Source organism: Brevibacterium sp. SMBL_HHYL_HB1, assembly GCF_018208375.1.
Lineage (GTDB): Bacteria > Actinomycetota > Actinomycetes > Actinomycetales > Brevibacteriaceae > Brevibacterium > Brevibacterium intestinavium.
In genome coordinates this window covers 650,826-675,892 of sequence record NZ_CP062936.1, presented here as the reverse complement: position 1 = coordinate 675,892, position 25,067 = coordinate 650,826, and the positions used below count along the sequence as shown (strand labels likewise).

24 protein-coding genes, 2 pseudogenes and 1 other annotated feature are annotated in these 25,067 nt (G+C 65.9%); of the genes and pseudogenes, 11 read left to right on the top strand and 15 right to left on the bottom strand.

The annotated features are described in order from the left end of the window. Positions 1-45 precede the first annotated feature (45 nt). Together sucD and sucC are read right to left on the bottom strand one after the other, a co-directional pair. Entirely contained in the window at positions 46-942 is an 897-nt protein-coding gene (gene sucD, locus IG171_RS03130; protein WP_212129804.1) for a succinate--CoA ligase subunit alpha, read from the bottom strand. 18 nt (positions 943-960) lie between these two features. Beyond that, positions 961-2,130, bottom strand: a complete 1,170-nt coding sequence (sucC, locus tag IG171_RS03125; protein ID WP_212129803.1) for an ADP-forming succinate--CoA ligase subunit beta — start codon at positions 2,128-2,130, stop codon at positions 961-963. Between the two features lie 199 nt (positions 2,131-2,329). On the opposite strand from sucC, the gene IG171_RS03120 reads away from it, so the two are divergent. The 4 genes from IG171_RS03120 (at position 2,330) to IG171_RS03105 (ending at position 5,656) form a co-directional block, all read left to right on the top strand. Then, positions 2,330-2,824: a MarR family transcriptional regulator gene (locus IG171_RS03120; RefSeq protein WP_212129802.1), complete on the top strand. Its 495-nt coding sequence runs from the start codon at positions 2,330-2,332 to the stop codon at positions 2,822-2,824. 55 nt (positions 2,825-2,879) lie between these two features. Further along, positions 2,880-3,557 carry a GNAT family protein gene (locus tag IG171_RS03115; protein ID WP_249204014.1) on the top strand — a complete coding sequence of 226 codons (678 nt, stop codon included), beginning with the start codon at positions 2,880-2,882 and terminating at the stop codon, positions 3,555-3,557. Between the two features lie 128 nt (positions 3,558-3,685). Continuing rightward, positions 3,686-4,393: a hypothetical protein gene (locus IG171_RS03110; protein ID WP_212129800.1), complete on the top strand. Its 708-nt coding sequence runs from the start codon at positions 3,686-3,688 to the stop codon at positions 4,391-4,393. A gap of 48 nt (positions 4,394-4,441) precedes the next feature. Continuing rightward, positions 4,442-5,656: an FAD-dependent monooxygenase gene (locus tag IG171_RS03105; RefSeq protein ID WP_212129799.1), complete on the top strand. Its 1,215-nt coding sequence runs from the start codon at positions 4,442-4,444 to the stop codon at positions 5,654-5,656. A 12-nt stretch (positions 5,657-5,668) separates the two neighbouring features. Here the strand turns inward: IG171_RS03105 and IG171_RS03100 are convergent, their stop codons facing one another. The 5 genes from IG171_RS03100 to IG171_RS03080 form a co-directional block, all read right to left on the bottom strand. Beyond that, entirely contained in the window at positions 5,669-6,073 is a 405-nt protein-coding gene (locus IG171_RS03100; protein ID WP_249204013.1) for a hypothetical protein, read from the bottom strand. Next, positions 6,070-7,173, bottom strand: coding sequence for an adenosine deaminase (locus IG171_RS03095; protein WP_212131504.1), 1,104 nt, complete (start codon positions 7,171-7,173; stop codon positions 6,070-6,072). Before IG171_RS03095 ends, IG171_RS03100 begins: the two co-directional genes overlap by 4 nt. A gap of 101 nt (positions 7,174-7,274) precedes the next feature. Continuing rightward, the gene (locus IG171_RS03090; protein ID WP_212129798.1) at positions 7,275-8,417 is read right to left on the bottom strand and encodes a BMP family ABC transporter substrate-binding protein; all 1,143 of its coding nucleotides are present in this window, start codon (positions 8,415-8,417) and stop codon (positions 7,275-7,277) included. A 42-nt stretch (positions 8,418-8,459) separates the two neighbouring features. Continuing rightward, a complete protein-coding gene (locus IG171_RS03085; RefSeq protein WP_212129797.1) occupies positions 8,460-9,632 on the bottom strand; it encodes an amidohydrolase in 1,173 nt (390 codons plus the stop codon). A gap of 176 nt (positions 9,633-9,808) precedes the next feature. Further along, a complete protein-coding gene (locus IG171_RS03080; protein WP_212129795.1) occupies positions 9,809-10,918 on the bottom strand; it encodes a mannose-1-phosphate guanylyltransferase in 1,110 nt (369 codons plus the stop codon). A 345-nt stretch (positions 10,919-11,263) separates the two neighbouring features. On the opposite strand from IG171_RS03080, the gene sdhC reads away from it, so the two are divergent. From sdhC to IG171_RS03055, 5 genes are all read left to right on the top strand, one after another. Next, positions 11,264-11,641, top strand: coding sequence for a succinate dehydrogenase, cytochrome b556 subunit (gene sdhC, locus IG171_RS03075; protein ID WP_212129793.1), 378 nt, complete (start codon positions 11,264-11,266; stop codon positions 11,639-11,641). Between the two features lies 1 nt (position 11,642). Beyond that, complete coding sequence (locus IG171_RS03070; RefSeq protein ID WP_212129792.1) at positions 11,643-12,092, top strand: succinate dehydrogenase hydrophobic membrane anchor subunit; 450 nt, start codon at positions 11,643-11,645, stop codon at positions 12,090-12,092. Positions 12,093-12,101: 9 nt separating this feature from the next. Beyond that, complete coding sequence (sdhA, locus tag IG171_RS03065; RefSeq protein WP_212129791.1) at positions 12,102-13,862, top strand: succinate dehydrogenase flavoprotein subunit; 1,761 nt, start codon at positions 12,102-12,104, stop codon at positions 13,860-13,862. Then, positions 13,862-14,653 carry a succinate dehydrogenase iron-sulfur subunit gene (locus IG171_RS03060; RefSeq protein WP_212129790.1) on the top strand — a complete coding sequence of 264 codons (792 nt, stop codon included), beginning with the start codon at positions 13,862-13,864 and terminating at the stop codon, positions 14,651-14,653. Before sdhA ends, IG171_RS03060 begins: the two co-directional genes overlap by 1 nt. Positions 14,654-14,822: 169 nt before the next feature. Further along, positions 14,823-16,037 carry a serine hydrolase gene (locus tag IG171_RS03055; protein ID WP_212129788.1) on the top strand — a complete coding sequence of 405 codons (1,215 nt, stop codon included), beginning with the start codon at positions 14,823-14,825 and terminating at the stop codon, positions 16,035-16,037. A gap of 178 nt (positions 16,038-16,215) precedes the next feature. Here the strand turns inward: IG171_RS03055 and IG171_RS03050 are convergent, their stop codons facing one another. Continuing rightward, on the bottom strand, positions 16,216-16,458 hold the full coding sequence (locus IG171_RS03050; RefSeq protein ID WP_212129786.1) for a hypothetical protein: 243 nt from the start codon (positions 16,456-16,458) through the stop codon (positions 16,216-16,218). A 436-nt stretch (positions 16,459-16,894) separates the two neighbouring features. Here IG171_RS03050 and IG171_RS03045 point away from each other — a divergent pair, with 436 nt between their 5' ends. Continuing rightward, the gene (locus tag IG171_RS03045; protein ID WP_212129784.1) at positions 16,895-17,062 is read left to right on the top strand and encodes a hypothetical protein; all 168 of its coding nucleotides are present in this window, start codon (positions 16,895-16,897) and stop codon (positions 17,060-17,062) included. A gap of 142 nt (positions 17,063-17,204) precedes the next feature. On the opposite strand, the gene IG171_RS03040 is transcribed toward IG171_RS03045, so the two are convergent. The 7 genes and pseudogenes from IG171_RS03040 to IG171_RS03010 all read right to left on the bottom strand — a co-directional run bounded on the left by IG171_RS03040 (position 17,205) and on the right by IG171_RS03010 (position 23,409). Further along, positions 17,205-17,414 carry a hypothetical protein gene (locus tag IG171_RS03040; protein WP_212129782.1) on the bottom strand — a complete coding sequence of 70 codons (210 nt, stop codon included), beginning with the start codon at positions 17,412-17,414 and terminating at the stop codon, positions 17,205-17,207. A 59-nt stretch (positions 17,415-17,473) separates the two neighbouring features. Next, on the bottom strand, positions 17,474-18,313 hold the full coding sequence (locus IG171_RS03035) for a relaxase domain-containing protein (protein WP_212131503.1): 840 nt from the start codon (positions 18,311-18,313) through the stop codon (positions 17,474-17,476). Positions 18,314-18,377: 64 nt separating this feature from the next. Next, complete coding sequence (locus tag IG171_RS03030) at positions 18,378-19,271, bottom strand: IS3 family transposase (RefSeq protein ID WP_249204278.1); 894 nt, start codon at positions 19,269-19,271, stop codon at positions 18,378-18,380. Beyond that, positions 19,230-19,358 (bottom strand) — a sequence feature (AL1L pseudoknot). (Overlaps the previous gene by 42 nt.) After that, positions 19,319-19,588, bottom strand: a complete 270-nt coding sequence (locus IG171_RS03025; protein WP_212128223.1) for a transposase — start codon at positions 19,586-19,588, stop codon at positions 19,319-19,321. It overlaps the preceding feature by 40 nt. 110 nt (positions 19,589-19,698) lie before the next feature. Next, positions 19,699-21,794 (bottom strand): annotated as a pseudogene (mobF, locus tag IG171_RS03020) (MobF family relaxase); the annotation flags it as partial. 389 nt (positions 21,795-22,183) lie between these two features. Then, positions 22,184-22,273 (bottom strand): annotated as a pseudogene (locus IG171_RS03015) (transposase); the annotation flags it as partial. A 311-nt stretch (positions 22,274-22,584) separates the two neighbouring features. Continuing rightward, positions 22,585-23,409 (bottom strand): alpha/beta hydrolase, encoded by an 825-nt coding sequence (locus tag IG171_RS03010; RefSeq protein WP_212129780.1) that lies wholly within the window; start codon positions 23,407-23,409, stop codon positions 22,585-22,587. A 473-nt stretch (positions 23,410-23,882) separates the two neighbouring features. On the opposite strand from IG171_RS03010, the gene IG171_RS03005 reads away from it, so the two are divergent. Then, complete coding sequence (locus tag IG171_RS03005) at positions 23,883-24,926, top strand: acyltransferase (protein WP_212129778.1); 1,044 nt, start codon at positions 23,883-23,885, stop codon at positions 24,924-24,926. Positions 24,927-25,067: the final 141 nt, after the last annotated feature.

Here is a 25,067-nt window from a genome sequence, read left to right as displayed (position 1 = left end):
TGCGCAGACTCAGAGTGTCAGAGCCTCAGCGCCGGGCAGGCACTTTCAGGCGAGGAGTTCGCGCATGAGCTCGGCGGTCTCGGTCGGGGTCTTGCCGACCTTGACGCCTGCCGCTTCGAGGGCTTCCTTCTTCGCGGCAGCGGTTCCCGAGGAGCCGGAGACGATGGCGCCGGCGTGGCCCATGGTCTTGCCCTCGGGAGCGGTGAAGCCTGCGACGTAGCCGACGACCGGCTTGGACACGTTGTCCTTGATGAAGGCCGCGGCCCGCTCCTCGGCGTCGCCGCCGATCTCGCCGATCATGACGATGGCTTCGGTGTCCGGGTCGGCTTCGAAGGCTTCGAGCGCATCGATGTGGGTGGTGCCGATGACCGGGTCTCCGCCGATGCCGATGGCGGTCGAGAAGCCGAGGTCGCGCAGCTCGTACATCATCTGGTAGGTCAGCGTGCCGGACTTCGAGACGAGGCCCAGCTTGCCCTTCTCCGTGATGTTGGCCGGGATGATGCCGGCCAGCGACTCACCGGGGGTGATGATGCCCGGGCAGTTGGGTCCGATGATGCGGGTGGCGTTGCCGGCCGCCTGCGCACGAGCCCAGACCTCGGCCGAATCCTGAACCGGGATGCCTTCGGTGATGATGACGAGCAGACCGATACCTGCGTCGATGGCCTCGATCGCGGCGTCCTTGGAGAACGCCGGGGGCACGAAGGCCACGGACACATCGGCACCGGTGGCTTCCATCGCCTCGGTCACGGAGGCGAAGACGGGCAGCTCGAGCTCGTTGCCGTCCTTGTCGCTGTGGCTCACGGTGGTGCCGGCCTTGCGGGCGTTGACGCCGCCGACGATGTTCGATCCGGCGGCGAGCATGCGGGCGGTGTGCTTCGAGCCCTCTCCGCCGGTGATGCCCTGGACGATGATCTTCGAATCGGAATTCAGAAAGACAGACATTGTTGTAAAGACCTTCCCTTACTTGGCAGCAGCCAGTTCGGCGGCCTTGTCGGCTCCACCGTCCATCGTGTCAGTGAGCGTGACGAGCGGGTGCGCGGCCTTCTCGAGGATCGCGCGCCCCTCTTCGACGTTGTTGCCGTCCAGGCGGACGACCAGCGGCTTCGTGGCCTGGTCCCCGAGGATCTCGAGGGCCTTGACGATGCCGTCGGCCACGGCGTCACAGGCGGTGATTCCGCCGAAGACGTTGACGAAGACGGACTTGACCTGCTCATCGCCGAGGATGACGTCGAGACCGTTGGCCATGATCTCGGCCGAGGCGCCGCCTCCGATGTCGAGGAAGTTCGCGGGCTTGACGTCGTTGTGCTTCTCACCGGCGTAGGCGACGACGTCGAGGGTCGACATGACCAGTCCCGCGCCGTTGCCGATGATTCCGACCTCACCGTCGAGCTTGACGTAGTTGAGGTCGAGCTTCTTGGCCTTGAGCTCGAGCGGGTTCTCCGCGCTGATGTCGCGCAGCTCCTCGTGCTCGGCGTGACGGAAGTCGGCGTTGTCGTCCAGGGAGACCTTGCCGTCGAGGGCGAGGATGTCACCGGCACCGGTCTTGACCAGCGGGTTGACCTCGACCAAGGTGGCGTCTTCGTTCTCGAAGACGGTCCACAGGCTGGTCAGCACGGGGGCGACCTTCGAGGCAGTCTCGGCGTCGAAGCCAGCGGCCTGAGCGATTTCGGCCGCCTTGTCGGCGTTGATGCCGTCGATCGCTGACACGGGGATCTTGGCGAGCGCGTCCGGGCGTTCCACGGCCAGCTGCTCGATCTCCATTCCGCCTTCCTTGGAGCACATGGCCAGGTAGGTGCGGTTGGAGCGGTCGAGGAGGACGGAGAAGTAGTACTCCTCTGCGATGTCGGCACCCTCGGCGACCATCACCTTTTCGGTGATGTGGCCCTTGATGTCGAGTCCCAGGATGTCCTTGGCACGTGCTTCGGCCTCGTCGGGGTTCTTGGCCACCTTGACGCCGCCGGCCTTCCCGCGGCCACCGATCTTGACCTGAGACTTCACGACGACGGTTCCGCCGCCGAGGGCCTCGGCGGCCGTCTTCGCTTCGCCTGGCGTCGTCGCGACCTGGGCCTTGAGCACGGGCACTCCGTGCTTCTCGAACAGGTCACGTGCTTGATACTCGAAAAGATCCACGTGTATTCCTTCGCTCTCACTGCCGGGTGGTTTGCCCCCTGCAGGTTAGTTGACGGATGCAACAACCAAGGACAACCATATTCCCAAACGCACCCGTGGCTCCAAACCAGCAGGCTGATGGGCCCTTCAAGCGTAAGGAATGTCTCGTCAAAAAGTATCTTTGTCGTCAAGATTCTTGATATGGACGTAAACTTGATCCATGGACGAAGTGGACCGAATAGTCGCAGCCTGGCGACACGAGCGTCCAGATCTCGACGTCTCGCCGATGGAGATCCTCTCCCGCGTCTCGCGTCTGGCCAGGCAGTTGGACCTCGCGCGCAAGACGAGCTTCTCCGATTACGGCATCGAGGGCTGGGCCTTCGACGTGCTCTCCGCCCTCCGGCGCTCGGGTGAGCCGTATCAGCTCTCCCCCTCGACGCTGCTCCAGGAGACGCTCGTCACCAGCGGCACCATGACCAATCGCATCGACCGCCTGGTCGCGCGCGGCTGGGTCGAACGCCGCCCCGACCCCGGTGATCGTCGCGGTGTGCTGGTCCAGCTCACCGACAGCGGTCGCGCCACCGTCGACTCCGCACTGGCGGACCTGCTGGTCAAGGAGCGCGCCATCCTCAGCGGACTCACCCCCGCCGGCAGCCGCAAGCTCGCCTCTCTGCTGCGCGAACTCTCCACCGGATTCGACAGCGACGAGGAATGACCGACAGTCGCGCAACCGCCCGACCACCGGGTCGATGACGACGAAGGAGGCAATCATGACGATCGATTTCAACGGCGCACAGCCGCCTCGGCGGGACAGGATCCGGGGTCGCTGGGTCGACCTCGAACCGCTGGACCCGACAGTGCACGCCGACAGTCTCTTCGCCGCGGTCTCCGCGCCCGAAGGAATCGAGGAGCGGTTCCGATACCTGCCGCAGACCCCGCAGACGGACCGGGAGGACTTCGATGCCTGGATCGCCGAGGCGGCTGTCAGCTCCGATCCCCTCTTCTTCGCCGTCGTCGACCGGGCCACCGGTCGGGCCGAAGGCCGGCAGGCGCTGATGCGCATCGATGCGCACAACGGCGTCATCGAGATCGGCCACATCCTCTGGGGTCCGGCGCTGTCGCGGACCCGCGCGGCCACCGAGGCGCTCTTCCTCTGCGCCGATCTCGTGTTCTCCGGCGGCTTCCGACGCTTCGAGTGGAAGTGCGATGACGACAATGGGCCGTCGAAGCGCGCGGCCGAACGGTTCGGCTTCACCCGCGAAGGCGTGTTCCGGCAGCACCTCGTGGTCAAGGGCCGCAACCGCGACACCGCGTGGTTCTCGATCATCGACACCGAATGGCCGGCCCTGCGAGCGGCGCACCTCGAATGGCTCGACGAAGCGAACTTCGACTCCGCTGGCCGGCAGCGGCGGAGTCTGCGCGACATCGTAGCCGAACACCGAGGCTGAGCGACTCGGTTCGCCCCGACACCGCGCGTCCGACCGGGCTCGGGGCAGGTCTCGGATTAGGCTGAGGACGAGGACCTCGACGGTGTGGGTCCTCTTCCCCTGGGACACCGACGACACCTGAAGGAATCATGCGACTTCGCCCACTAGCTGCACTGTCCGCCGCTGCACTGCTGGCCACGACGGCCTGTGTGTCGACGTCCGAGGAGACCCGTCCTCAGCCGCGCCCGTCGGTGAGCAAGGAGGAGGTCACTCCGATCGAGACGCCCGACGATGCCCCCGAGGTCACCGTCGTCGACACCTCACCGGGTGGGGAGAAGGATACGGACCCGCTGTGGCAGGGCCTCGCCGAGGCGGCCGAGAACGACACCGAAGCCTACCTCAAGGTCTACGTCCACACCGGCAACCCCGAAGTGCCCGAGACAGGTGAGACGACCGTGACCGCGGACAGCCCCGACAGTGTCAGCGTGACTGTCGACGCTGAGAACGTCGATGACGACCTCTCCCCGTTCCTGCTCATCCACGGCACCTTCGATGTCGATGAGATCGGCAATTCCGCCTACACCCTCAAGACCGTCGACGACGAGGACATCCCGGAGCTCGATCCGAAGGGCCCCGACGACGAAGCCCGCTGCACCGCCGATGATGCGCAGGACCGGATCGGGCTCGCCGCCAACGATCTCGCCGAGGATTCCAGTCGGCGCGAGGAGTTCCGCCAGCAGTGGGGCGGCTCTCCGAGAGTCTGGTGGGGCATCCAGAAGACGGCCATCAGCCTCGGCCAAGAGGGCGGGGTCGCCGGCGACTTCCTCACCGAGGCCTGCTCCGAATACCTCCAGTGACCGGATGAGGCGATCGCCGGCTGCACACGGACGTGGAACGATGACCATATGAGGATCGCCATCGTCGGAGCCGGAATCGGCGGGCTCTCGGCGGCCGTGGGTCTGCAGAGGGCCGGCGCCGAGGTGACCGTGTTCGAACGGGCACCCGAGCTTCGCGCCGGCGGTTCGGGACTGTCCCTGTTCGCCAACGGGCTCGCCGCTCTGCAATCACTGGGACTGCTCGACGACTTCGAAGCCGTGACCGACCGCGGGGTCGAGGGCTTCGCCTCAGGTCAGCGCCGGGCCGACGGGCGCTGGATCGCACAAGTGCCCGAGGACGCCGTCGGTTCGCTGCGCGTCGTCGACCGAGCTGACCTGCACCGCATCCTGCTCGGCGCGCTCCGACCGGACACGGTGCGCACCGGCGCCGAGGTCGCCTCGGCCACCCCCGAGGGGACCGTGACGGTCCGCGGCCGCGCCGCCTCGGCCGCGGACGAGGAGGGCTTCGACCTCGTCATCGGCGCCGACGGACTGCACAGTCGCGTGCGCCCCGTCATCGACGGAGGGCGAGCCGGACCGCGCTACGCCGGGTATTCCGCGTGGAGGGGCATCACCTCGGTGCCGGTGGATCTGTCCGGCGAGGCCGGGGAATCGGTCGGGTACGGTCGCCGCTTCGGCATCGCTCCGTTGGCCGATGGCCGCGTCTATTGGTTCGCCGTCGCCAACATGCCGCAGGATGCGGTCTTCGCCGATGAGAAGTCGACCGTCGAGCAGATGTTCACCGGGTGGCACTGCCCCATCGCCGAACTCATCGCCGCCACCGACGTCGAGGCGGTTCACCGGACACCGATCGCCGATCTCTCGCCCCTTCTGCCTCGATTCCACCGAGACCGGGTCGTCCTCCTCGGCGACGCCGCGCATGCGATGACGCCGAATCTCGGGCAGGGAGGTGGGCAGGCGCTCGAGGACGCGGCGGCTCTGACGGCCCTGCTGGCGCCGCTGCTCGGCCAGGCGGGCCTGCCAGAGGGCCGCCCCGCTGGGAGGCGGGGCCGGGCAGTTCCGGAGGCCTCCTGGGCATGCCTCGATCAGGCTCTGCGCCGCTACGATGCCCTCCGCCGGCCGCGCAGTCAGTCCATTGCGAAGAAGTCCCGCCTGATGGGGCAGGTGTTCCAGCTCGGTTCGCCGCTGCTGGCCGGCATCCGCGACGCGGTCTTCTCCGCCGTTTCGGCCAGGCTCATCGCAGCGCAGGCGGCCAGGGTGCAGAACTGGTCGCCTCCTCGGTGAGGTGTGCGCAGGTCAGTCGTGCAGCGCCCGGTTGTAGGCGTCGACGACCGCGGGCAGGAAGAATCCCATGATCACGGCGATGGCGGTGACCAGGCAGGCCAGCCCCAGCCACAGGGACCCGCCGATGACGGAGAACCCGAAGACGATGACGAGCAGTTCGAAGGCGATCGCGGCCGGTCGCGCCCACCGGTGCAGATGCCAGGCCCCGCGCGCCGCGGCACCGACCCCGGCGGCGAAGATGAGGAACATCACGGCCAGCCCGAGCAGCGAGGAGACCAGCTCCCCGGTGCCGAAGGCGGTGATGACGAACGACACCGCCGCCCCCACCAGAGCCAGGGCCTGGATGCCGAGGACGATGACGACCAACAGCATCGCCCTGGGGGCGGGCACCTCGGCCGCGTTCGCGTCCTCGGTCAAATGGTCACCCGGGCGAAGCCTGGAATGAGGATCTCGTCGAGCATGCGCTCCCGCGCGTCCAGGGGCAGGAAGGCGGCGGTGACCGCATTGACGGTGGCCCATTCGAGGTCCGTCTGCGTCCAGCCGGCCTCGTCGACGAGCAGACGCATCTCGCGTGTCATCGAGGTCCCCGACATCAGCCGATTGTCCGGATTGACGGTGACGGCGAAGCCGAGATCCTTCAGTCCCGTGATCGGGTGGGTGGCGATGGTGCCGCCGATGTCTGTCTGCAGGTTCGAGCTCGGGCACAGTTCGAGCGGGATCTGCTGGTCGAGGACCCAGGCGGCGAGGCTGCCGAGCTGGCCCTCCCCGTCGACGATGTCCATGTCCTCGACGATGCGGGCGCCGTGGCCCAGGCGCTGGGCATGGCAGATCGTGATCGCCTCGTGGATGGATTCCTTGCCCGCGGCCTCGCCGGCATGGATCGTCACCGGCACATAGGCCTGGTGGAGGGCATTGAAGGCCGACAGGTGCGCCGACGGCGGGAAGCCGTTCTCGGGACCGGCGATGTCGAAGCCCACGACTCCGGATTCCGCGCCCTTCTCACGGTGGCGGACGGCCAATTCGGCGATCGCCAGCGAGTTGTCGGCCTGGCGCATCGCGGTGATGAGCTGGCCGACGCGGATGTACTTGCCTTCGGCCGCGGCCTCGCTGACTCCGGCCTCGAGCCCTTCCTGGACGGCTTCGACGGCCTCGTCGAGTTCGAGCCCGCCCTCGAGGTGCTGTTCGGGAGCCCAGCGGGTCTCCGCATAGAAGACGCCGTCGGCGACCTGGTCGAGCACCCATTCCTTGGCCACACGCCGCAGGCCCTCACGGTCCTGCATGAGCGCAACCGTGTGGGAGAAGGTCTCGAGGTAGCGGACGAGGTCGCCGGAGTTCGCCGATTCGGAGAACCAGCGGCGAAGCGACTCGGCGTCATCGGCCGGCAGGGTGTGGCCGATCCGGTCGGCCAGCTCGATCATCGTCTCGGGGCGCAGGCCACCGTCGAGGTGATCGTGGAGGGAGACTTTGGGCAGCTGCAGGATGGGGTCGTCGGAGGCGACGCCGGCGGGTACATTCATCACCGTCTCAGCTTATCCGATGACACCGCTGATCGGCTGTCGGCTGGCGGAGGAAATCGGTCCGAGGTCGCAAGCGTCGGTCGACGAGCGCCCGTGCGGGTTCAGTCCTGTTCGGGGTCGATCTCTCCGCTCTTGATCCGCTCGCGCAGATCGGTGATGACGCGACCGGCGTCGGAGACGCGGGAGAGGAAGCCGTCCTCGGCGACGATCCGGACCCCGCCGTTGTCGATCGTGCCCTGATACCGGCGGTCGGTGACGCGGAAACCGCCGATCTCCTCGGGCTCGGACTCCGACTGCGGAGCCACCTCGTCGGGGTTCTTGCTCTGCGGCCAGTCCGGGAACATGGCCCGCAGCCCACGGCGGACGTTCGGTTCGACGGTCGCCACGATCGTCCTGCTGAAGCCCCCGGGCGTGCCGTACCAGATCAGCTTCGGCAGGTGCCGGCCCCCATCGTCGTCCTCGCTCTCTTCCGCGGAGGCGATCAGATGCTGCCGTTCCTCGTCCGCCGAGGCGACCACTCCCATCGCGGCAGCCGACCCGAAGGGCATGACGACGTCGACGTCGGAGTCGAAGGCCGCGGAGAAGTAGTCCTCCCCCGCAGCCCGGGTGTCATCGATCGTGCGGTTGACCGTCGAGGCGCTGCGGTGGGACTGCACTTCGTCGACGCCTTCGTCCCGTTCCTCGTTGTAGAGGTCGACCCCGGCGTCGAAGGCCGTGAGGATCTTCTCCGCCTGCGGGAAGCCGCGGGAGACGACGGCACCGACTTCTCCGGTCTCCGTGGCCGTGGCTGCGGTGTAGCCGGCGATGAAGGCCGGTGGGACGAGGTCGAAGCCGATGCTCAGCACGTTCTCCGGCAGATCCTGCGAACCGCTGGAGACGCCGAGGAACAGGTCGTCGGGATGTCCGGAGGCGAATTCGGCGAGTTCATCGGCGCCGCCGGGACCGATCACCGTCGTCAGGGCGCAGTCCTGCCCGTGCATCCGCTCCAGTGCCTCCGAGGTGGCCGAAGCGCCCGAGACGCGCTGGCTCGAGGTGCCGGAGAAGACGCCGGCGGCGCGGGCCAGTTCCGTCTCCTCGAGGGTCAGGGCCCCGGCCGAATGGTCGTCGAATCCGGCCGGAGCGGAGACGAGACAGCCCAGTCTCGATTCCTCGAGCGGTTCGAAGGCCGTCGCCGAACACGCACCGAGCGTCAAGGCACAGGCCGCACCAGCGGCCAGAAACGGGCTCCGAACTGTCTTCCTCATGGCTTCCAGACTACCGGTACGGGCCCGCGGTGACCGTGGTCGTCAACGATCGCGTTCGAGGACCTTGACCGCTGTGGCGGTGAAGACGCGGGCGGCGATCTCCACGGCGCGTTCGTCGATGAGCAGATCGCCCTGGTGGATGTCGTAGGTGATGCCGCCGGGGGTGCGGGTGCCCAGGCGGATGAGGGCGCCGGGGCAGTGGGTGAGATACCAGGCGAAGTCCTCTCCGCCCATCGACTGCGGGGTCAGCTGGACGGCGTTCTCCCCGAGTTCACCGCGCACGGCGGATTCGATGAGCGTGACCTGGTCCTCCGTGTTGACCACCGGGGGGACGCCTCGGCGGTGTTCGAGGTCGACCTCGACCCCGTACGGGCCGGCGATGCGGTCGACGAGTTCGGGCAGCACCTCGGCGACCTGGTTCCACCCGTCGACGTCGAGGCAGCGCAGCGTGCCGCGCAGAATCCCCTCGCTGGGGACGACGTTGGCCGCGTGCCCGGCGCTGATCTCGCCCCAGACGAGCGAGATCGCATGACGGGGGTCGATGAGTCGGCCCAGGGTCGAGGGCAGATCGGTGGCGAGCTTGCCCAGGGCGTAGACGAGATCCTCGGTCAGATGCGGTCGGGAGGTGTGTCCGCCGTGGCCGGACAGGCGGATGATCACGGTGTCTCCGGCGGCGGTGATGGCGCCGATGCGCGAGCCCACCTTGCCGATGTCGACGTTCGGGTCGCAGTGGACAGCGTAGACCTCGGGGACGTCGTCGAGCACGCCCTGGGAGATCACGCGCAGCGCTCCTCCGGGGGTGACCTCCTCACCGGGCTGGAAGATCAGGCGCACACGGCCGCCGAGTCCTCCGGGGCGTGATTCGTGGAGTCTCTGCAGGGCGATGCCGGCGCCGATCAGGGAGGTCAGGTGCACGTCGTGGCCGCAGGCGTGGGCGACTCCGGGCACGGTGGAGCGGAAGTCCTCGTCGATGAGGTCGTCGACGGGCAGGGCATCGATATCGGCGCGCAGCCCGAGGGCCAGAGGTCCATCGCCGACCTCGCACACGACCCCGGTGCCTTCGAGGCGCCGAGGCTGCAGGCCGGCGGCCTCGAGGCGGGCCACGATCTTGTCGGTGGTCTCGAACTCCTGGAAGGACAGTTCCGGATGGGCATGGATGTCGCGGCGGAAATCGATGAGCTCTGCACCGATCTCAGCGATAGTCGAGCTGATCACGTCGGGTCCTTCAGTGAGCGCAGGTCGGGGACGGGTGATGTCGAACATTGAGAGCAATGCTAGAGGCAGGCCCTGTCACAATTGTGCCGACTGCGACCAATTTCGACATACTGACCGCGATGCCGCGGTGACAGCTGTGCTTCGGGGACGGCCCGGTACGGGGTGATCGATCCGGTTCAGAGCAGCTCGTCGAGTCCGCGCTCCCCGGCCGCCGAGACCGCCTTCTTGACATCCTGCGCGTGCGAGCGGGAGGTGATGAGCAGGACGTCGTCGGTGTCGACGACCACGAGGTCGTCGAGGCCGACGATGGCCACGGTCTTGGGCCCTTCGGAGAAGACCACCCCCGAGGCGTCGACCTCCAGCAGGTCGGTGTTGCCGCCGATGGAGATCACCCCTCGCGGTTCGCCCGGCACCGGCTGACGCAGCCGCGCGACCGAATCGAAGTCGCCGACGTCGTCCCACCCGAAGTCGCCGGGGATGACGATGACCCGACCGGCAGCGGCGGCGGGCTCGGCCACTACGTAGTCGATAGCCCGCTTCTCCAGCCCGGGCCACACCTCGTCGAGCACCTCGTCGTGGTCGGGGGTGTCCCAGGCCTCGGCGATGCGGCTGAGTCCGGCGAAGAGGGCCGGGTCCTCCTCGGCGAGGACCTCGAGCAGCGAGGCGGCCTTGGCGATGAACATGCCCGCGTTCCACCGGTAGCGTCCGGAGTTGACATATGTGCGGGCGGTGCTGGCCTCTGGCTTCTCCGCGAACGCCTGGGCCCGCCTGGCGGTCGGAGCTCCCTGCAGACCGAGCAGCTCACCGGTCTCGATGTAGCCGTAGGCGGTTGCAGGATGGCGGGGCATGATGCCGATGGTGACGATGTCGCCGGTCTCGGCGGCGGCGACGGCCTGATCGATGACGAGGCGGAACTCGTCGACGTTCGTGATCGAATGGTCGGCGGAGAAGGATCCGACGATCGCTTCGGGGTCCTCACGGGCGATGAGCATGGCGGCCAGGCCGATCGCCGCCGCGGAGTCCTTCGGTGAGGGTTCGGTGACGATCTTCGACCGCGGGATGTCCGGCAGCTGCTGGGCGACCTGCTCGAAATGGCTTCGTCCGGTCACGACCCAGACGTTGTCCTCACCGACCAGCGGGGCCACTCGGTCCCAGGTGGCCTGGATCAGGCTGCGCCCGAGGCCGAGCACGTCATGGAGGAACTTCGGCGTCGCTCGCCGCGACAGCGGCCACAGACGAGTTCCGGATCCGCCGGCGGGGATGATGGCGTGGAAGTGCGTGTTCACGGTTTCAGTGTCTCAGAGTCCGGGCAGCGCTTCACCGAGGTTGTCCGCCGTGTCGGATGCGGTCTGCCCCTGCCCGGAGGTGGGGACATCCTCAATCGTCGGGCCGCCATCGGCAGGACAGGTGGCTGCGCCGGGCGGCCCAGGTCAGCGCGGAGACCGCATGATTTAGAGAAGGCGATTGTGATGTAAATGCGAATTCGTGAGACGTGGAATCCCAGTTTTGAGGGAATTGCCAGGGTTGAGGTGTGATCCGGCGCGCTCGGGGGTGTCTCGACTGGCACGGGAGCGGTGTTGAGCGTAGTTTCTAGACGTACACACCCGAATTATCAAGATGGAGGATGCTCCGTGGCCAAAGCGTCTACGGGCACTCTGTACCGAGGAAACGAAGGAATGTGGTCCTGGGTCGCGCATCGCGTCACAGGCGTCGGAATCTTCTTCTTCCTTCTGGTCCACGTGCTCGATACTGCCCTCGTCCGCGTCTCGCCCGAGGCCTATAACGCAGTGATCGGAACCTACAAGACACCGGTCATGGCATTCGGTGAGATCGCTCTCGTCGCCGCCATCGCATTCCATGCGTTCAACGGTCTTCGTGTCATTCTCGTCGACTTCTCGAAGAGCGGCCCGAGAAACCAGAAGAAGCTGTTCTGGGGAGTCATCGTTGTCTGGCTCATCATCATGATCGCCTTCATTCCCCGCCAGCTGATGCACACTTTCGGAGGCTGACATGAGCACAACATCCATTCCGGCTCCGCGGACCGGTTACTCCCGGCACAAGTCCACGCGTTCGAAGTTCGAGATGTTCGCATGGCTGTTCATGCGCGTCTCAGGCGTGATCCTCGTCATCCTCATCTTCGGCCACCTCTTCGTCAATCTGTGGGCCGGAGACGGCGTGCAGGCCATCGACTTCGGCTTCGTCGCGGGCAAGTGGGCCAGCCCGTTCTGGCAGATCTGGGATCTGCTCATGCTCTGGCTGGCGATGCTGCACGGCACCAACGGTCTGCGCACCATCATCATGGACTACTCCGAGAAGCCCAGCACTCGCATGGCCCTGCAGGTGATCCTCTACATCGCCTCGGTCATCGTCATCGTGCTCGGCACGCTCGTCATCTTCACGTTCGATCCCTGCCCGGCCGGAGCGGATCCCTCGGTCCTGGCTGAGTTCTGCAAGGCCTAAAGGAGAAATATGCAGGTACATCATTACGACGTCGTCATCGTCGGTGCCGGCGGCGCCGGCATGCGTGCGGCGATCGAGTCGGGCCAGCGTGCCCGCACCGCAGTGCTGACCAAGCTCTACCCCACCCGTTCGCACACCGGCGCAGCCCAGGGCGGCATGTGCGCAGCACTGGCGAACGTGGAAGAGGACAACTGGGAATGGCACACCTTCGACACCGTCAAGGGCGGTGACTACCTGGTCGACCAGGACGCCGCCGAGGTGATGGCCAAGGAAGCCATCGACGCCGTGCTCGACCTGGAGAAGATGGGGCTGCCGTTCAACCGCACCCCCGAGGGCAAGATCGACCAGCGCCGCTTCGGCGGCCACACTCGCGACCACGGCAAGTCCGCCGTCCGCCGCTCCTGCTATGCGGCCGACCGCACCGGTCACATGATCCTCCAGACCCTGTACCAGCAGTGCGTCAAGCACGGTGTGGAGTTCTACAACGAGTTCTACGTCCTCGACATCATCATGACCGAGGTCGACGGGGTCAAGCGTCCGGCAGGCGTCGTGTCCTACGAACTGGCCACCGGTGAGATCCACGTCTTCCAGGCCAAGTCGATCGTCTTCGCCACCGGAGGCGTGGGCAAGGTCTTCAAGACCACCTCGAATGCTCATACGCTGACCGGCGACGGCATGGCCGTGACCTACAACCGCGGCATCCCGCTGGAGGACATGGAGTTCTTCCAGTTCCACCCCACCGGCCTCGCCGGACTGGGCATTCTGCTGTCCGAGGCCGCCCGCGGTGAGGGCGGAATCCTCCGCAACTCCGAGGGTGAGCGCTTCATGGAGCGCTACGCCCCGACGATCAAGGACCTCGCCCCGCGTGACATCGTGGCCCGTTCGATGGCCAACGAGGTGCGCGAGGGCCGCGGCTGCGGACCGAACAAGGACTACGTCCTGCTCGACCTCACTCACCTCGAGCCCTCGCACATCGACGCGAAGCTGCCGGACATCACCGAGTTCGCCCGCACCTACCTCGGCGTGGAGCCCTACACCGAGCCGGTTCCGGTCTTCCCGACCGCGCACTACGCCATGGGCGGCATCCCGACGACCGTCAAGGCCGAGGTCCTCGCCGACAGCGATAACGTCATCCCCGGCCTCTACGCCGCCGGCGAATGCGCTTGTGTGTCCGTGCACGGTTCGAACCGTCTGGGCACGAACTCGCTTCTCGACATCAACGTCTTCGGCAAGCGCGCCGGCATCGCCGCTGCCGAATACGCGCAGAACGCCGAAGCCGTCGAGCTTCCGGAGAATCCGGAGACCGACGTCGTCGAGATGCTCGAGAAGATGCGGACCTCCGATGGAACCGAGCGCATCGGCGCCATCCGCAAGGATCTGCAGGAGCTCATGGATGCCAACGTGCAGGTGTTCCGCACCGACGAGACCCTGCGAGAAGCCCTCGACGAGATCGCCAAGCTGCGCGAACGCTACAACAACGTGGGCATCCAGGACCGTGGTAAGCGCTACAACCTCGATCTGCTCGAGGCCGTTGAGCTGGGCTTCCTGCTCGAACTCGCCGAGGTCATCTCGGTCGCGGCCATCCACCGGAAGGAATCGCGCGGAGGACACTTCCGCGAGGACTTCCCGGATCGTGACGACGAGAACTTCATGCACCACACGATGACCTACCTCGATCCCGAAGCGGAGACCGACGGCATCAAGGGCATGCGTCTTGAGACGAAGCCCGTCATCGTCACCCGTTACCAGCCGATGGAGCGTAAGTACTGATGAGCACCGATACAACACCCGCTGAGCCGGCGTCGAAGATCGATCTTCCCGATCACGTCGCGGGCGAGGCCGGATCGATTCCGACCTTCGACTGCACCTTCCTCATCGCACGGTTCGATCCCGAGAAGGACACGGAGCCGCACTGGGAGGAGTACAACATCACCATGCAGGGCACCGACCGTGTGCTCGATGCCCTGCACAAGATCAAGTGGGAGATCGACGGCTCGCTGTCCTTCCGCCGGTCCTGCGCCCATGGTGTGTGCGGTTCGGATGCCATGCGCATCAACGGCCGCAACCGTCTGGCCTGCAAGACCCTGCTGAAGGATCTCGACACGTCCAAGACGATCACCGTCGAGGCGATCAAGGGCCTGCCGCTCGAGAAGGACATGATCGTGGACATGGAGCCCTTCTTCCAGTCCTACCGCGAGATCATGCCGTTCCTCGTCACCTCCGGTCACGAGCCCACTCGCGAACGTCTGCAGTCGGCCGAACAGCGTCAGGCCTTCGACGACACCACGAAGTGCATCCTCTGCGCTGCCTGCACCTCGTCGTGCCCCGTGTTCTGGACCGACGGGCAGTACTTCGGTCCTGCCGCGATCGTCAATGCGCATCGTTTCATCTTCGATTCGCGTGATGAGGGCGGCGACATGCGTCTGGAGATCCTCAACGACAAGGAGGGCGTGTGGCGCTGCCGCACGACCTTCAACTGCACCGAGGCCTGCCCTCGCGGCATCGAGGTCACCAAGGCCATCGCCGAGGTCAAACAGGCGATCCTGCAGCGCGCTTTCTGATCCATGTGATCGGGCCCTGAGCCGCCTCCTCCGGGAGGACCAGATGCAGGCATCAGGCCCACAGAGGCGGCCGTGCACTTTCGAGTGCACGGCCGCTTCCGTATGCGGCGCCGCCTCGGTGAGGGAAACCTGAGGACCGACGAGTCGACACGAAAGTAGACTGAAGCGCATGCGTTCCACCCGCTCCGATGCTTCCTCACTCATCGCGCCCGTCCTCGGCGCCGTCCTCACTCTCGTCCTCGTCGCCGCTCAGCTGGTCCTCTCCCCCACCGCCTCGTGGGCGACGACCCCGGCGGATGAGAAGACCGCGGAGGCCTACGTCTCACCGGACGACCTCGGCGATGGTGCGAAGCCGCCGGCACCGGTGGGACCATCGTGGCTGGTCGGCGACCTCGATTCGGGTGATCTGCACGCAGCGGAGAACATCGACGAGCGTCATGCCCCGGCCTCGACGATCAAACTGCTCACCGCTCTCGCCCTCGTCGATGTGCTCGATGACAGGAAGAAGAAGATCGAGGCCGAATACGAGGACATGGAGATCGACGGAACGAAGGTCGGCCTCATGCAGGAGAACGAGTACACGATCGACCTCCTCTTCCATGCGATGCTCATGTCCAGCGCCAATGATGCGGCCCACGCCCTCGGACGGGCCGCCGGCGGTCAGGACAAGGCCGTGAAGCTGATGAACGCGAAGGCCGAGGAACTGGGCATGACGGACACGCACGCGGTCAACACCTCCGGCCTCGATGCGAAGGGCCAGTACACGACGGCGGCGGATCTGATGAAGCTGGCGTGGGCAGTATGCGAGAACGACTATCTCATGAAGGTCATCGGGACGGAGACCTATCAGTTCCCGGGCGGCAAGAACCCGCAGACGAAGGAGAAGTTCTCCGGCTACGAGATCCAGAACCACACGAAGATCGTCGGCCAGGTCGACGGAGGTCTCGGTCTGAAGAACGGCTACACCCGCGCGGCGAAGGGCTCTTATGTGGCCGTGGCGAAGCGGGACGGACAGCGCGTGGTGGCCACGATGCTCGGCGTCGACAACAGCTCCAGGCAGGCGGCCGTCGATCTGCTCGAATGGGACTTCGCGCAGAAGGATCCGAAATCCCTGCAGACCGTCCCGGTCGGGCTCCAAGCCACCGCCGAGGAGGACCCCACCGCCTCGGGCAGCTCGAGTGATGCCGGCGGTGCCGTCGAGGACGCGACGCCTGCGGTCACCGCCGAGGAGTCGGGCGGCACGGAGACGTCCTCGCTGCCGGCCCGGTCGCTGGCCGCGGCCCTCGACAACCCCCTGGCTCTGGGGCTTCTGGCCGCCGGTATCGTCCTGCTGGTCCTCACGGCCGTGTTCTGGGCGCGCCTGCGTCGACGTATGGGTCGGTGAGACCGCCGGACCGTCCAGGACGCGGCCACGCCGATTGAGTGCGACGGAGCAACCGGCTGGGACTGCTGGGCCCGCTGCGACAGCAGGACCTGCGCCGAGGCGGCCGTTGAGTCGGTTCAGCTCCGTCCCGACATCTCGCAGGTCCAGCCCTCCGGGATGTTCGGATCGGCCAAGGTGGTCAGGATCTCCTCCCCGAGGTCATCGGTGAGCAGATCGTCGCCGGGAAGTGGAGAACCTCTTCGACATAGATGTGGTGGCGCAGGCCTGCAGCTCCCGTCGCGAAGGCCGCGGTGTCGATCGGTCCGTCCTCCCGCAGAGATTTCGCGAAGACCTCGAAGTATCCGTCGATGCGGTGGTGGTCCCGTTCGAGCACTTCTCCGACGCTGAGCTGACCGCTCTGTTCTGAGCCTGTATCTGCCATGCTGCACTGCTCCTTCGACAGATGTTCCGAGACCAAACGACCTCGTCCGACGATTGTGCCACCTCGACGACGGATCTCGATATTGTCTTGACTTCTTCGAAAGCATTGGGTTAGACTATTGACTTGCGTTCGAAGTTGTCCGGCTTCATCGAACTCTGAGGTTCGCCTATCGCGCCGTCTGATCAGCCGAGTCGGCAGGCGAAGGATCGAGTTCGGCTTGCAGATGATTGGCCACGGACACTGTCTCACTTCGTTTCGCATATCCCCCGCCGTCTAGGATCAACCCACACTGCGGCGATGCTTCGGCCGGCGAACACCTGACAGCTGCGGATGTTCGACGCCGACCACGGTGGCTGTCCCGCCACCGTCTCGACCACACAGCCGATGGACTGCGTTGATGCATCCATCGTGCACCGAAAGAGAAAGGAGGGAACCGATGCTTCAGTTCCCACAATGGGTCCAGCGTGCTGTTGAGCACGCAGGACTGATCGATCCGAAGATCAGCACTCGAGACACCGGAGAAGTCACGATCAGTGACGCAACCGGTCGTATCGTCCTGTTCACGGGCTCGTCACTGCGTGAGATCACGCCGATGGCAGCCTGAGAGCACTGATGAACTGACGCGGGACTCGCACTGCTGGGTTTCAAGCAGCGCGAGTTCCGCGACAGCCACTTCGCCGCCCGGCATCAAGCAGGTTCGCCTGCAGTGATGCCGGGCTCTGTCGTCTCTGGGACGATCGCACCTGTCACTCTTCGCGGTCGGACTCTTCGTCGAACTCGACGATGATCTGCTGCTCAGCGACATCCTCGGGACTCGCCTCCTGCACAGCACGTACCGCCGGCGGGTCGGCCGGCAGTTCATCGATGTCCGAATCGGACCAGACGGTCTCGACCGCTTCCTCTTCCCTGTCCGACTGCGGCACTTCCGGGTCGAACGATTCCAGCTGAGAACTCATCGCATTCTCCTTTGCTCGTGGCGGTGCACGATCCTGTCGGCTTCCGGAACCGGGATGATTCACATAGTACTGGGAGGGCCTGCCATGTCAACGGCGCCAAGGGCGTCAATGGTCCAGTTGACGGCGCCTCCGAACCAACCGGTTCGGCCCCGAACGCGACTGCGCCCAGGGTGCGCGGACTCGGCGCACTGTACCGTCGATGACCGACGGTTCGAGTTGCGGTCTCGGCCCACTGTGCGAACGGTGGTCACGGCAGACGTACGGCCCGACACCGCAGTCGGTGCAGCGCCGTCTGCGGCAGAGACAAAACGTACGCCCATGAGCTGGCGCATGGACTCGGCACGGATGTTCCACCGGTTCCAAACCGAGCGCCGGCTCACGACCTCCATTAGCACGACGGCGGCGATGTCGACGACCCGGTCGACCGCCACGTCGTCCGCACGCAATGGCGCCTCCGACGCTCCGAGGGAGAGTAGGTGTTGCGCCCAGGTCGTTGCCTCCTCTCCCAGTAGGGCGGTCGCGCGCGTGCGCCATTTCTTAGTGAGATCGGCCAGCGAGTGCAGTCCCTTCTCGGACCGGGTCTCCAGGGTCGCTTGCTGCCGCAATCGGGCTACCGCTGCGGCCGAGGGCTCGCGCCCGTGCTCGGCGACGTATTCGGCGACGAGGCGGTTGCTCGTCGCGTCGATGCCGTCTACTCTCCCGGAGCCTGTCGTGCTGTGGGAGACCTCAGCGTTGAACTCTGCGGGCACGCCGTCGATCTCCCATCCGGTGTCGCGATCCTTACCACGGTCGACCGGAATCCAGGAGACGCCGAGAAACCTGGCTGTGTGATCTGTGAGGAACGCGTTGTAGCTCGCCGACAGGGGGACGGTGGCGTTGTGCAGGCGCCGGGAGTCCAGGGTCTGTCAAGCCCCGGGTTTGATGGAGAGTTTTCTACTTGGAATTCATCAGCTGGTGCACGAGCTAGGCAACCCGTGGCAGCGCACTGAAATTGTCTGCTCGGAACGCGGCGCGAGTCGCCCCACCGAGCGCTCCGTGAGGCCGGTACGTGTTGAACCAGTGCACCCACTCGGCCGTGGCGATCTCGACATCATCAATGCTCCTCCACGGACCCTTGTTCCGGATCAGCTCGGCCTTATAGAGTGAATTTAACGCTTCGGCCAGGGCGTTATCGTACGAATCGCCCTTCGACCCGACAGACGCGACGGCGTCTTGTTCGGCCAGGGCCTCGCCATAGCGAATCGCTCGATATTGGACCCCGCGGTCCGAGTGGTGCACCAGCCCGGACAGGTCGCCACCGGCACGTTTTCGCTGATAGATGCCCATCTGCAAAGCGTCAAGAGCCAGCTTGGTATGCAACGATCTCGAGACCTGCCAGCCGACGATCTCGCGGTTGAACACGTCGGTGACGAACGCGACGTAGACCCACCCTGTGAACGTGTGCACATAAGAGGGGGCACCTCCCGCTTGCGGGGGAATATCGGCCACCCACAGCCGGTCAGGAGCGAAGGCGGCGAAGTGCCGATCGACGAGATCGGCCGGGCAGTTCTCCCGCGGTGCTGACCTCGTAGTGTTCGGTGCCTTCGCCCGTCTTATCCCGTGTAGATCGAGGTCTTTCATCAGGCGTTCGATCGTGCATCGGGCCGCATGCCCGCGACCATGCGAGTCGGGTTCGCGGTTGAGCACGATATGCATCTTCCTGGCTCCGAACGCATCGTAGTTGTTCGCGTGGATAGTACTGATCTCCTCTTTCAGGATCTGGTCACGTTTCTGCCTGTCCGAAGCTGGGCGCTGTTTGCGGGCATAGTAGGTACTCGGAGCGATCTTCACGCCGGCAGCACGCAGCGTGGCACAGATCGGCTCGACTCCGAATTCGTCCTTGTGCTCGTCGATGTAGGAGCAGACTACTTCGAGGGGCGGTCGAGCTCCGCCGCGAAGAAAGCCGAGGCCGACTTCAGGATTTGATTGGCTCGGCGCAGTTCCCGGTTCTCTTTCTCGAGGTCTTTGATTCGATGGGCTTCAGCGGTGGTGGTGCCGGGCCGGTCGCCGGCATCGACCTGGTCCTGGTTGACCCAGGACCGCAGTGTTTCTGGGTTCACGCCGAGCTGGTCACCGATGCGGCGGAAGATGCCGCGGCGGGCACCAGGGTCGGCTTCGAGAGCGTCGCGGACCATGCGCACTGCTCGTTCACGAAGCTCGAGGGGATACTTCTTTTGGGGCATGACAGGGAAGTCCTTTCCTCGGCTTCACTGTCTCCATTATTCCCGGGGCGAATCACAGTGTGGCCGTGCCGCAACCCCAGGGACGCGGTCTTCTCCCACTCGTGGGCGAATCGGTGAACATCGAGGAGCTCGGGAGCGTCGTCGCGGTCCGAGACCAGGAGCGTGAAGGCGCCGCCCGCGTCCACGGATTGCAGCTGCGCGTGGTCGCCGACGAGGAGGACCTTCGCGCCGGCGTCGACGGCGAACTTTGTGATGCGCTCCAGGGAGAGCGTGCCTGCCAGGGAGGCTTCGTCGATGATCACGAGCTGCCCGCGGGTGAACGTGGTGCCGTGGAGCTGGTGGTTGGTCCACCACTTGGCGGTGTTCTCCGTGGCGATCCCGAGATCATCCGCGAGCACCTGGGCCGCGACAGCTGACGGTGCCAGCCCGACCACGGATCCCTTGCCGTGTTCGGCTTCCCATGCCTTCCGGAGTGCGCTCATCGCGGTGGTCTTGCCCGCGCCGGCCGGGCCGACCAGGACGTCGACGGTGCGTGCGGAGACAGCGACCGCGGCCAGCGCTGCGGCTTGGTCCTCTCCCAGCACTTGGCCGTCCCGGTCTGGCCTGGACGTGGCTTTCTCCTCCGCTGCCAGTGGCATGTTGGGGTGGTCGTGGTTCGGGAGCGTTGCAGCAGTCGGTCCTCGGCGGTGAGGAGCTGCTCGGAGGAGAACACCGTTGAGTGTCTCGGCCGGAAGGCGCTGGACCCGTCTGGTCTGCGGAACAGCACCGGGCTGGTCGCCAGTTCCGGTGGGGTCAGTCTCAGCGACGCCTGTTCGGCTGCGTCCACCACCATGCCGACCACGGCCTCTCGATCCTGGGTGGTGGCAAACCGGTAGCCCATGGTCTGCCGTGCCGCTTCGGCGGTGAGGTTCCATCGCCGCCAGGTGGAGCGCTTCTCACCGACGACCTCGACCACCCACTGGCCCAGCTCGGTGACGGCATCCAGTGGAAGATCATCGGCCCACAACAGCAGGGGCTTGTCGTTCGCTGTGGATTCCCGCGCCCATGATGTGGCGTCCCTGTCAAGTAGACGGCTGACTCGGGAGCGCCACTCCTGGGTGAGGTCCGCCAGTGAGCGGACCTCTTTCTCTGGCCTGGTCGCGAGGGTGGCTTGCGCGCGGAGTTTCAGGATCGTCGCTGTCGAGGGTTGCCGTCCGTAGCGCTCGACGTATTCGTTGATGAGACGGTTCTTCTCCGGTTCGATGTGGCGGGAGCGGGTGGAGAATTCCGCCACCAGTTTCTCCGGTACTGCGGTGATCGCCCACGCGGGGTTGCGGCCGCGGCCCATGTCGCGCTGTTCCCATCCGAGCCCGAAGGCGCGAGTCATGTGGTCGGCGAACACCGCCTCGTGCAGCTCCGAGAGGGCGACGGTCGCGGCGTGCATCGGCCTCCCGTCCAGGCTGCGCCACTTGCCGTCCTGGGCAGTCTGCACTTTGTTCGAGATCACCACATGCGTGTGCAGATGCGGGTCACCGGCCCGGGAGTCGTAGTGATCGAACGCGGTCGCGACAACGCCTGTGACGTTGACCTGCGCAACCGCACCGTCCGGGCCGGTTGCACCGACTCTGGTGGCTGCAACCTCCCGTTCGATGAACGCAACCATCTCCGCAACCGCCGCATGATGCGCTTGCGCTATCAGGGCCTGTGTGCCGGCGTCAGCCACTGCCCAGAGCACACTCGCAGACTTCGGGATCGAGAACGTGTAATCGAATCCCGCCGCCGCCCGCCGGGAGCCCCGCGCGGTCTCCTCCGCCTCGATGACAGCGATCTCGCGGCCACGCTCTATGGGGCCAAATGAAGAGTCGAGGTCCTTGACCCGCTCATCGATCCGTTCAGACACGGATCGGTACTCCGGATAGGCGCGCCCCAGCGGCTCACCGGTGAGAGGGTCGCGGCCCATCCCGACCAGCAGCTGAAGCTGTGCTTCGGAGACCTCGTCGCCCTCATGTAGCTCGCCGCTGCCGAGGGTATGCACTCCGCTGCCAAGCCAGCGTCCCGGCGGGTTCCCTGCTTCCGCGTAGTACCTCGTCAGAGGGGTCGAAAGTGATCGGTCTCCATCCGCGGCGGCCACCGTGCGCAGCAGATACTTATAGCCGTCGCCTGCGCTCATCACCCGCATCGAAACCGTCACCGTCACTGCCTCCTCAACCTTCAGGTGAGCGACAGCAGCCCCACCGACGGCGCGGATCAGACACAGCGTGGGCCTCGTCTGCAAGACGCGTGACGGCTCCAAGGGGGATGAGAACCAGGGCTTCTGAGTTCTCAGCCGGGGGCTGGCAATCCGCTTGGTAGCCGCGATGACCCGGCAAGCGCTTTCGTGTGAGCCGGGCTCGCGGGCTTCCAACGTGAGCCTTGAGAGGCCAAGTCCGGGGGCGTGGTGTACGCGGTGGATCCCTCGGTTGGACGTGTCGGTCAGACCGTGAGGGCCTGGAGTTCGGGCTTACTCACCTCCTCGACGACGGCGGCGTCGATGGACTGGGAGCGTGCGAGGACGTCGAATCCTAACTAGCGCCGGCCTTCTACCCGTTCGTCGTGCTGCTCGGCCAGAACGGCACCGACGAGGCGGATAATGCTGGCTCGGTCGGGGAAGATCCCGACCCGCCCGAGCTGGGCAGTGAATGGAGCGCTCGGCGAGGCGAATGAGGATATGGGGGCTGACACGGAGTCGCCAGCGCAGGTACGTGAATGCCGTGGAGAAGGACAGCAGCACCAGAGCGATCGACACCGCGTTGCCGACGATGTGGCGCAGGTCGTTGGCCTCGGAGCCCGGCCCGCGCGGAGACGACGCTGAATCAGGAACCTGGCAATCCACAGAGTCTTGAGAACCAAGTACGGCATTCCTGCGAGCACTGCGGCGACAACGAGCAGGCCGGCGCTGGGCCCGAAGATTCTCCCCAGCCGACAGCTGGTCAGGTCAAGGAGCCCAGGAACTCCAGCAGCACCTGGTTGAACGCGTCAGGCTGCTCCATCGGCGGGTAGTGTGCAGTGCCTGCGATCACCTTGCTCCGCCCCTTCTGCACGGAGGAGGCCAGACGCATGCCCATCTCCCGGTGATCGGACGCGTCAAGTTCGCCGAGCATAGCGAGCACCGGCACCGCGATCTCCCCGAGCCGCTCCCAGGATCCCACCACATGCTCCGGCTGCACCGCCTCCGGGCGAGCGTGGGCGAGCACAGTGTTATGTGCCATCCGGCGGATACGGCTCACGACTTCCGGATCCACCTCGTCGAGCCCGCGGTGCGGGCCGGCAGCGAAGAGCAGGAAGGCATCGAGCCAGCCTTCGATGTCGTTGTTCTCCTGCGCGTGCTGCCAGGTCTCGAAAATTCGCAGTACGAAGGGGTCCGCAAAGGCCGGCTCAGTCGTGCCGGAGCCAACGGCGACAACAGCCCGGACCAGGCCCGGGTGCTCCAGTGCTGTGTCGACGGCAGAAGCGCCTCCCATCGACAGGCCGACCAGCACGGCAGGCCCGTCGTCGAGGTGCCGCACGATCGCCGCGACATCGTCGCACTGCCTGAAGGGTGTGGTCGGCAACGTGGACTGACCGTGGCCGCGAGCGTCGAATGCTGCCACGCGGTACCCCGCCCGAGTCAGCACGGGGATCTGTTCCTCCCACATCCGACTGTCGAGTGCCCCACCGTGCAGCAGCACGACAGGGGTGCCCGTTCCGAAGTCCCGGATGTGGAGTTCTCCGTCCGGCACGCGAAGCTGATAGTCAGAGCCTTCGGTAGCGATCATCGGGTTCCTATCTTGTTGCTCGGCGAAATAGCGTTGTGCGGCGGTGGAGACGCCGTTCTCAGCAGCGTGTCCGCGGAGTCAAAATCGGCAGCCAGCTCACCTGAGGACATGGCTTCCGGGACTAGATCTCCTCCCGGATGGGAGGCACTCTGAGGCCGGTCTCCGCCCGGGCCAGCCTCATCGATTTCACACTCTGAGCGATACGACTGTATCGTAGTATTGTGGGTGCGCTCAAGGGCAAGCCAGCAGCCCCCAGACCGAGGTTGGACCTCGGCGGGTAAAGCCCTGCAGGGTCGTCTGCTTACGCCACAGCAATCCGCGCCAACTCGGCTATGCCGCGACCATTCACCGCACGTGAAAGACAGGATGCCGATCTGATGCATGGAGAGCCTCAACCGAACTTGCGGCGGCCGCACCACGCCGAGGCCGCCGCTCGTCCGCGACTGCCGTGGATCGACACGGTCCGGGTGGCAGTGACCGTCCTGGTCATCGCGCACCACTGCGCGGTCACCTATGGGAACATCCCCGTCTGGTTCTACAACGAGCCCCCGCAGGATCCCTCGGCCTATGCGCTGGACGCGCTGGTTGTGCTGAACCAGACCTGGTTCATGGGCCTGTTCTTCCTGCTCTCGGGATACTTCGTTCGCGTGTCGGTCGACCGACACGGTCCGCGCGCATTCGCCCGGGATCGGCTCATCCGTCTTGGTCTCCCGCTGCTCGGCTTTGTGTTGATCGTGCGCCCGCTTGCCAACTTCCACTCCTGGCTACTCGACTCGGACCGGCCGTCCTACGCTCTGCACTACCTGCGCACCATCGATGCGGGACCGGCCTGGTTCCTCGAAGTGCTGCTGGTGCTCTCGTTGATCTACGCCATCTACCGCGCCGCACGCGGAACCCCTTGTCCTGTCCGGGACGCCGCATCCGAACTTCGACCCGGAGTTGCCGTCGGCCAGCTCCTCGCGCTAATGGCCGTCATGGCTGCAACGGGGGCGGCCTGGCGGCTCATCGTTCCCGACGGCACTCATTGGCCGGTCGTAGGCCTGCCGACGCCGTCCTTCCTTCCGCAGTACGCGTTGATGTTTGCCGCTGGTGTGCTCGCGTCCCGGCATCGATGGCTGGAACGTGTGCCCACCTCAGTCGCCGCGATGAGCGCAGTCCTGTCTGCGCTCACGCTTGCAGTGCTCGCGCCTGGGATGATGTCGCCGGACCCTCGTGTCTCTGCCGTCGCGGCAGGAGTCCTCACGGCCGCACTCGGTGCTGGGCTCAGTGTGGTAGTTCTGGTGATATTCAGACGACTCGCGCCGGGCACCGGACCGATCCGGAGGTTCTTGTCGGCGAACGCGTTCACCGTCTACGTCATTCATCCCGCGATCCTGGTCGGCCTTGCGCTGATGCTCCGGGACGTCACGGCTCCGGCGATCGCGGAGTTCGGCGTTCTGTTCCTCCTGGCAGTACCGGCCTGCTGGCTGCTCGCCGCCGCCGTGCGCACGATCCCGGGAGTCAAGAAGATCATGTGACAGGCTTCGCGGCTCCTCAATGCCCGGCGTCCTTCGCGACAGGGCCGCGAGGGTCGGCCGTGGCCGACCGCTGACACAGCGCCTGGCGGCCGGTCGTTCCCGCGGTTGTGCAATCGCCAAGACCGTACAGCGCTGATGTCG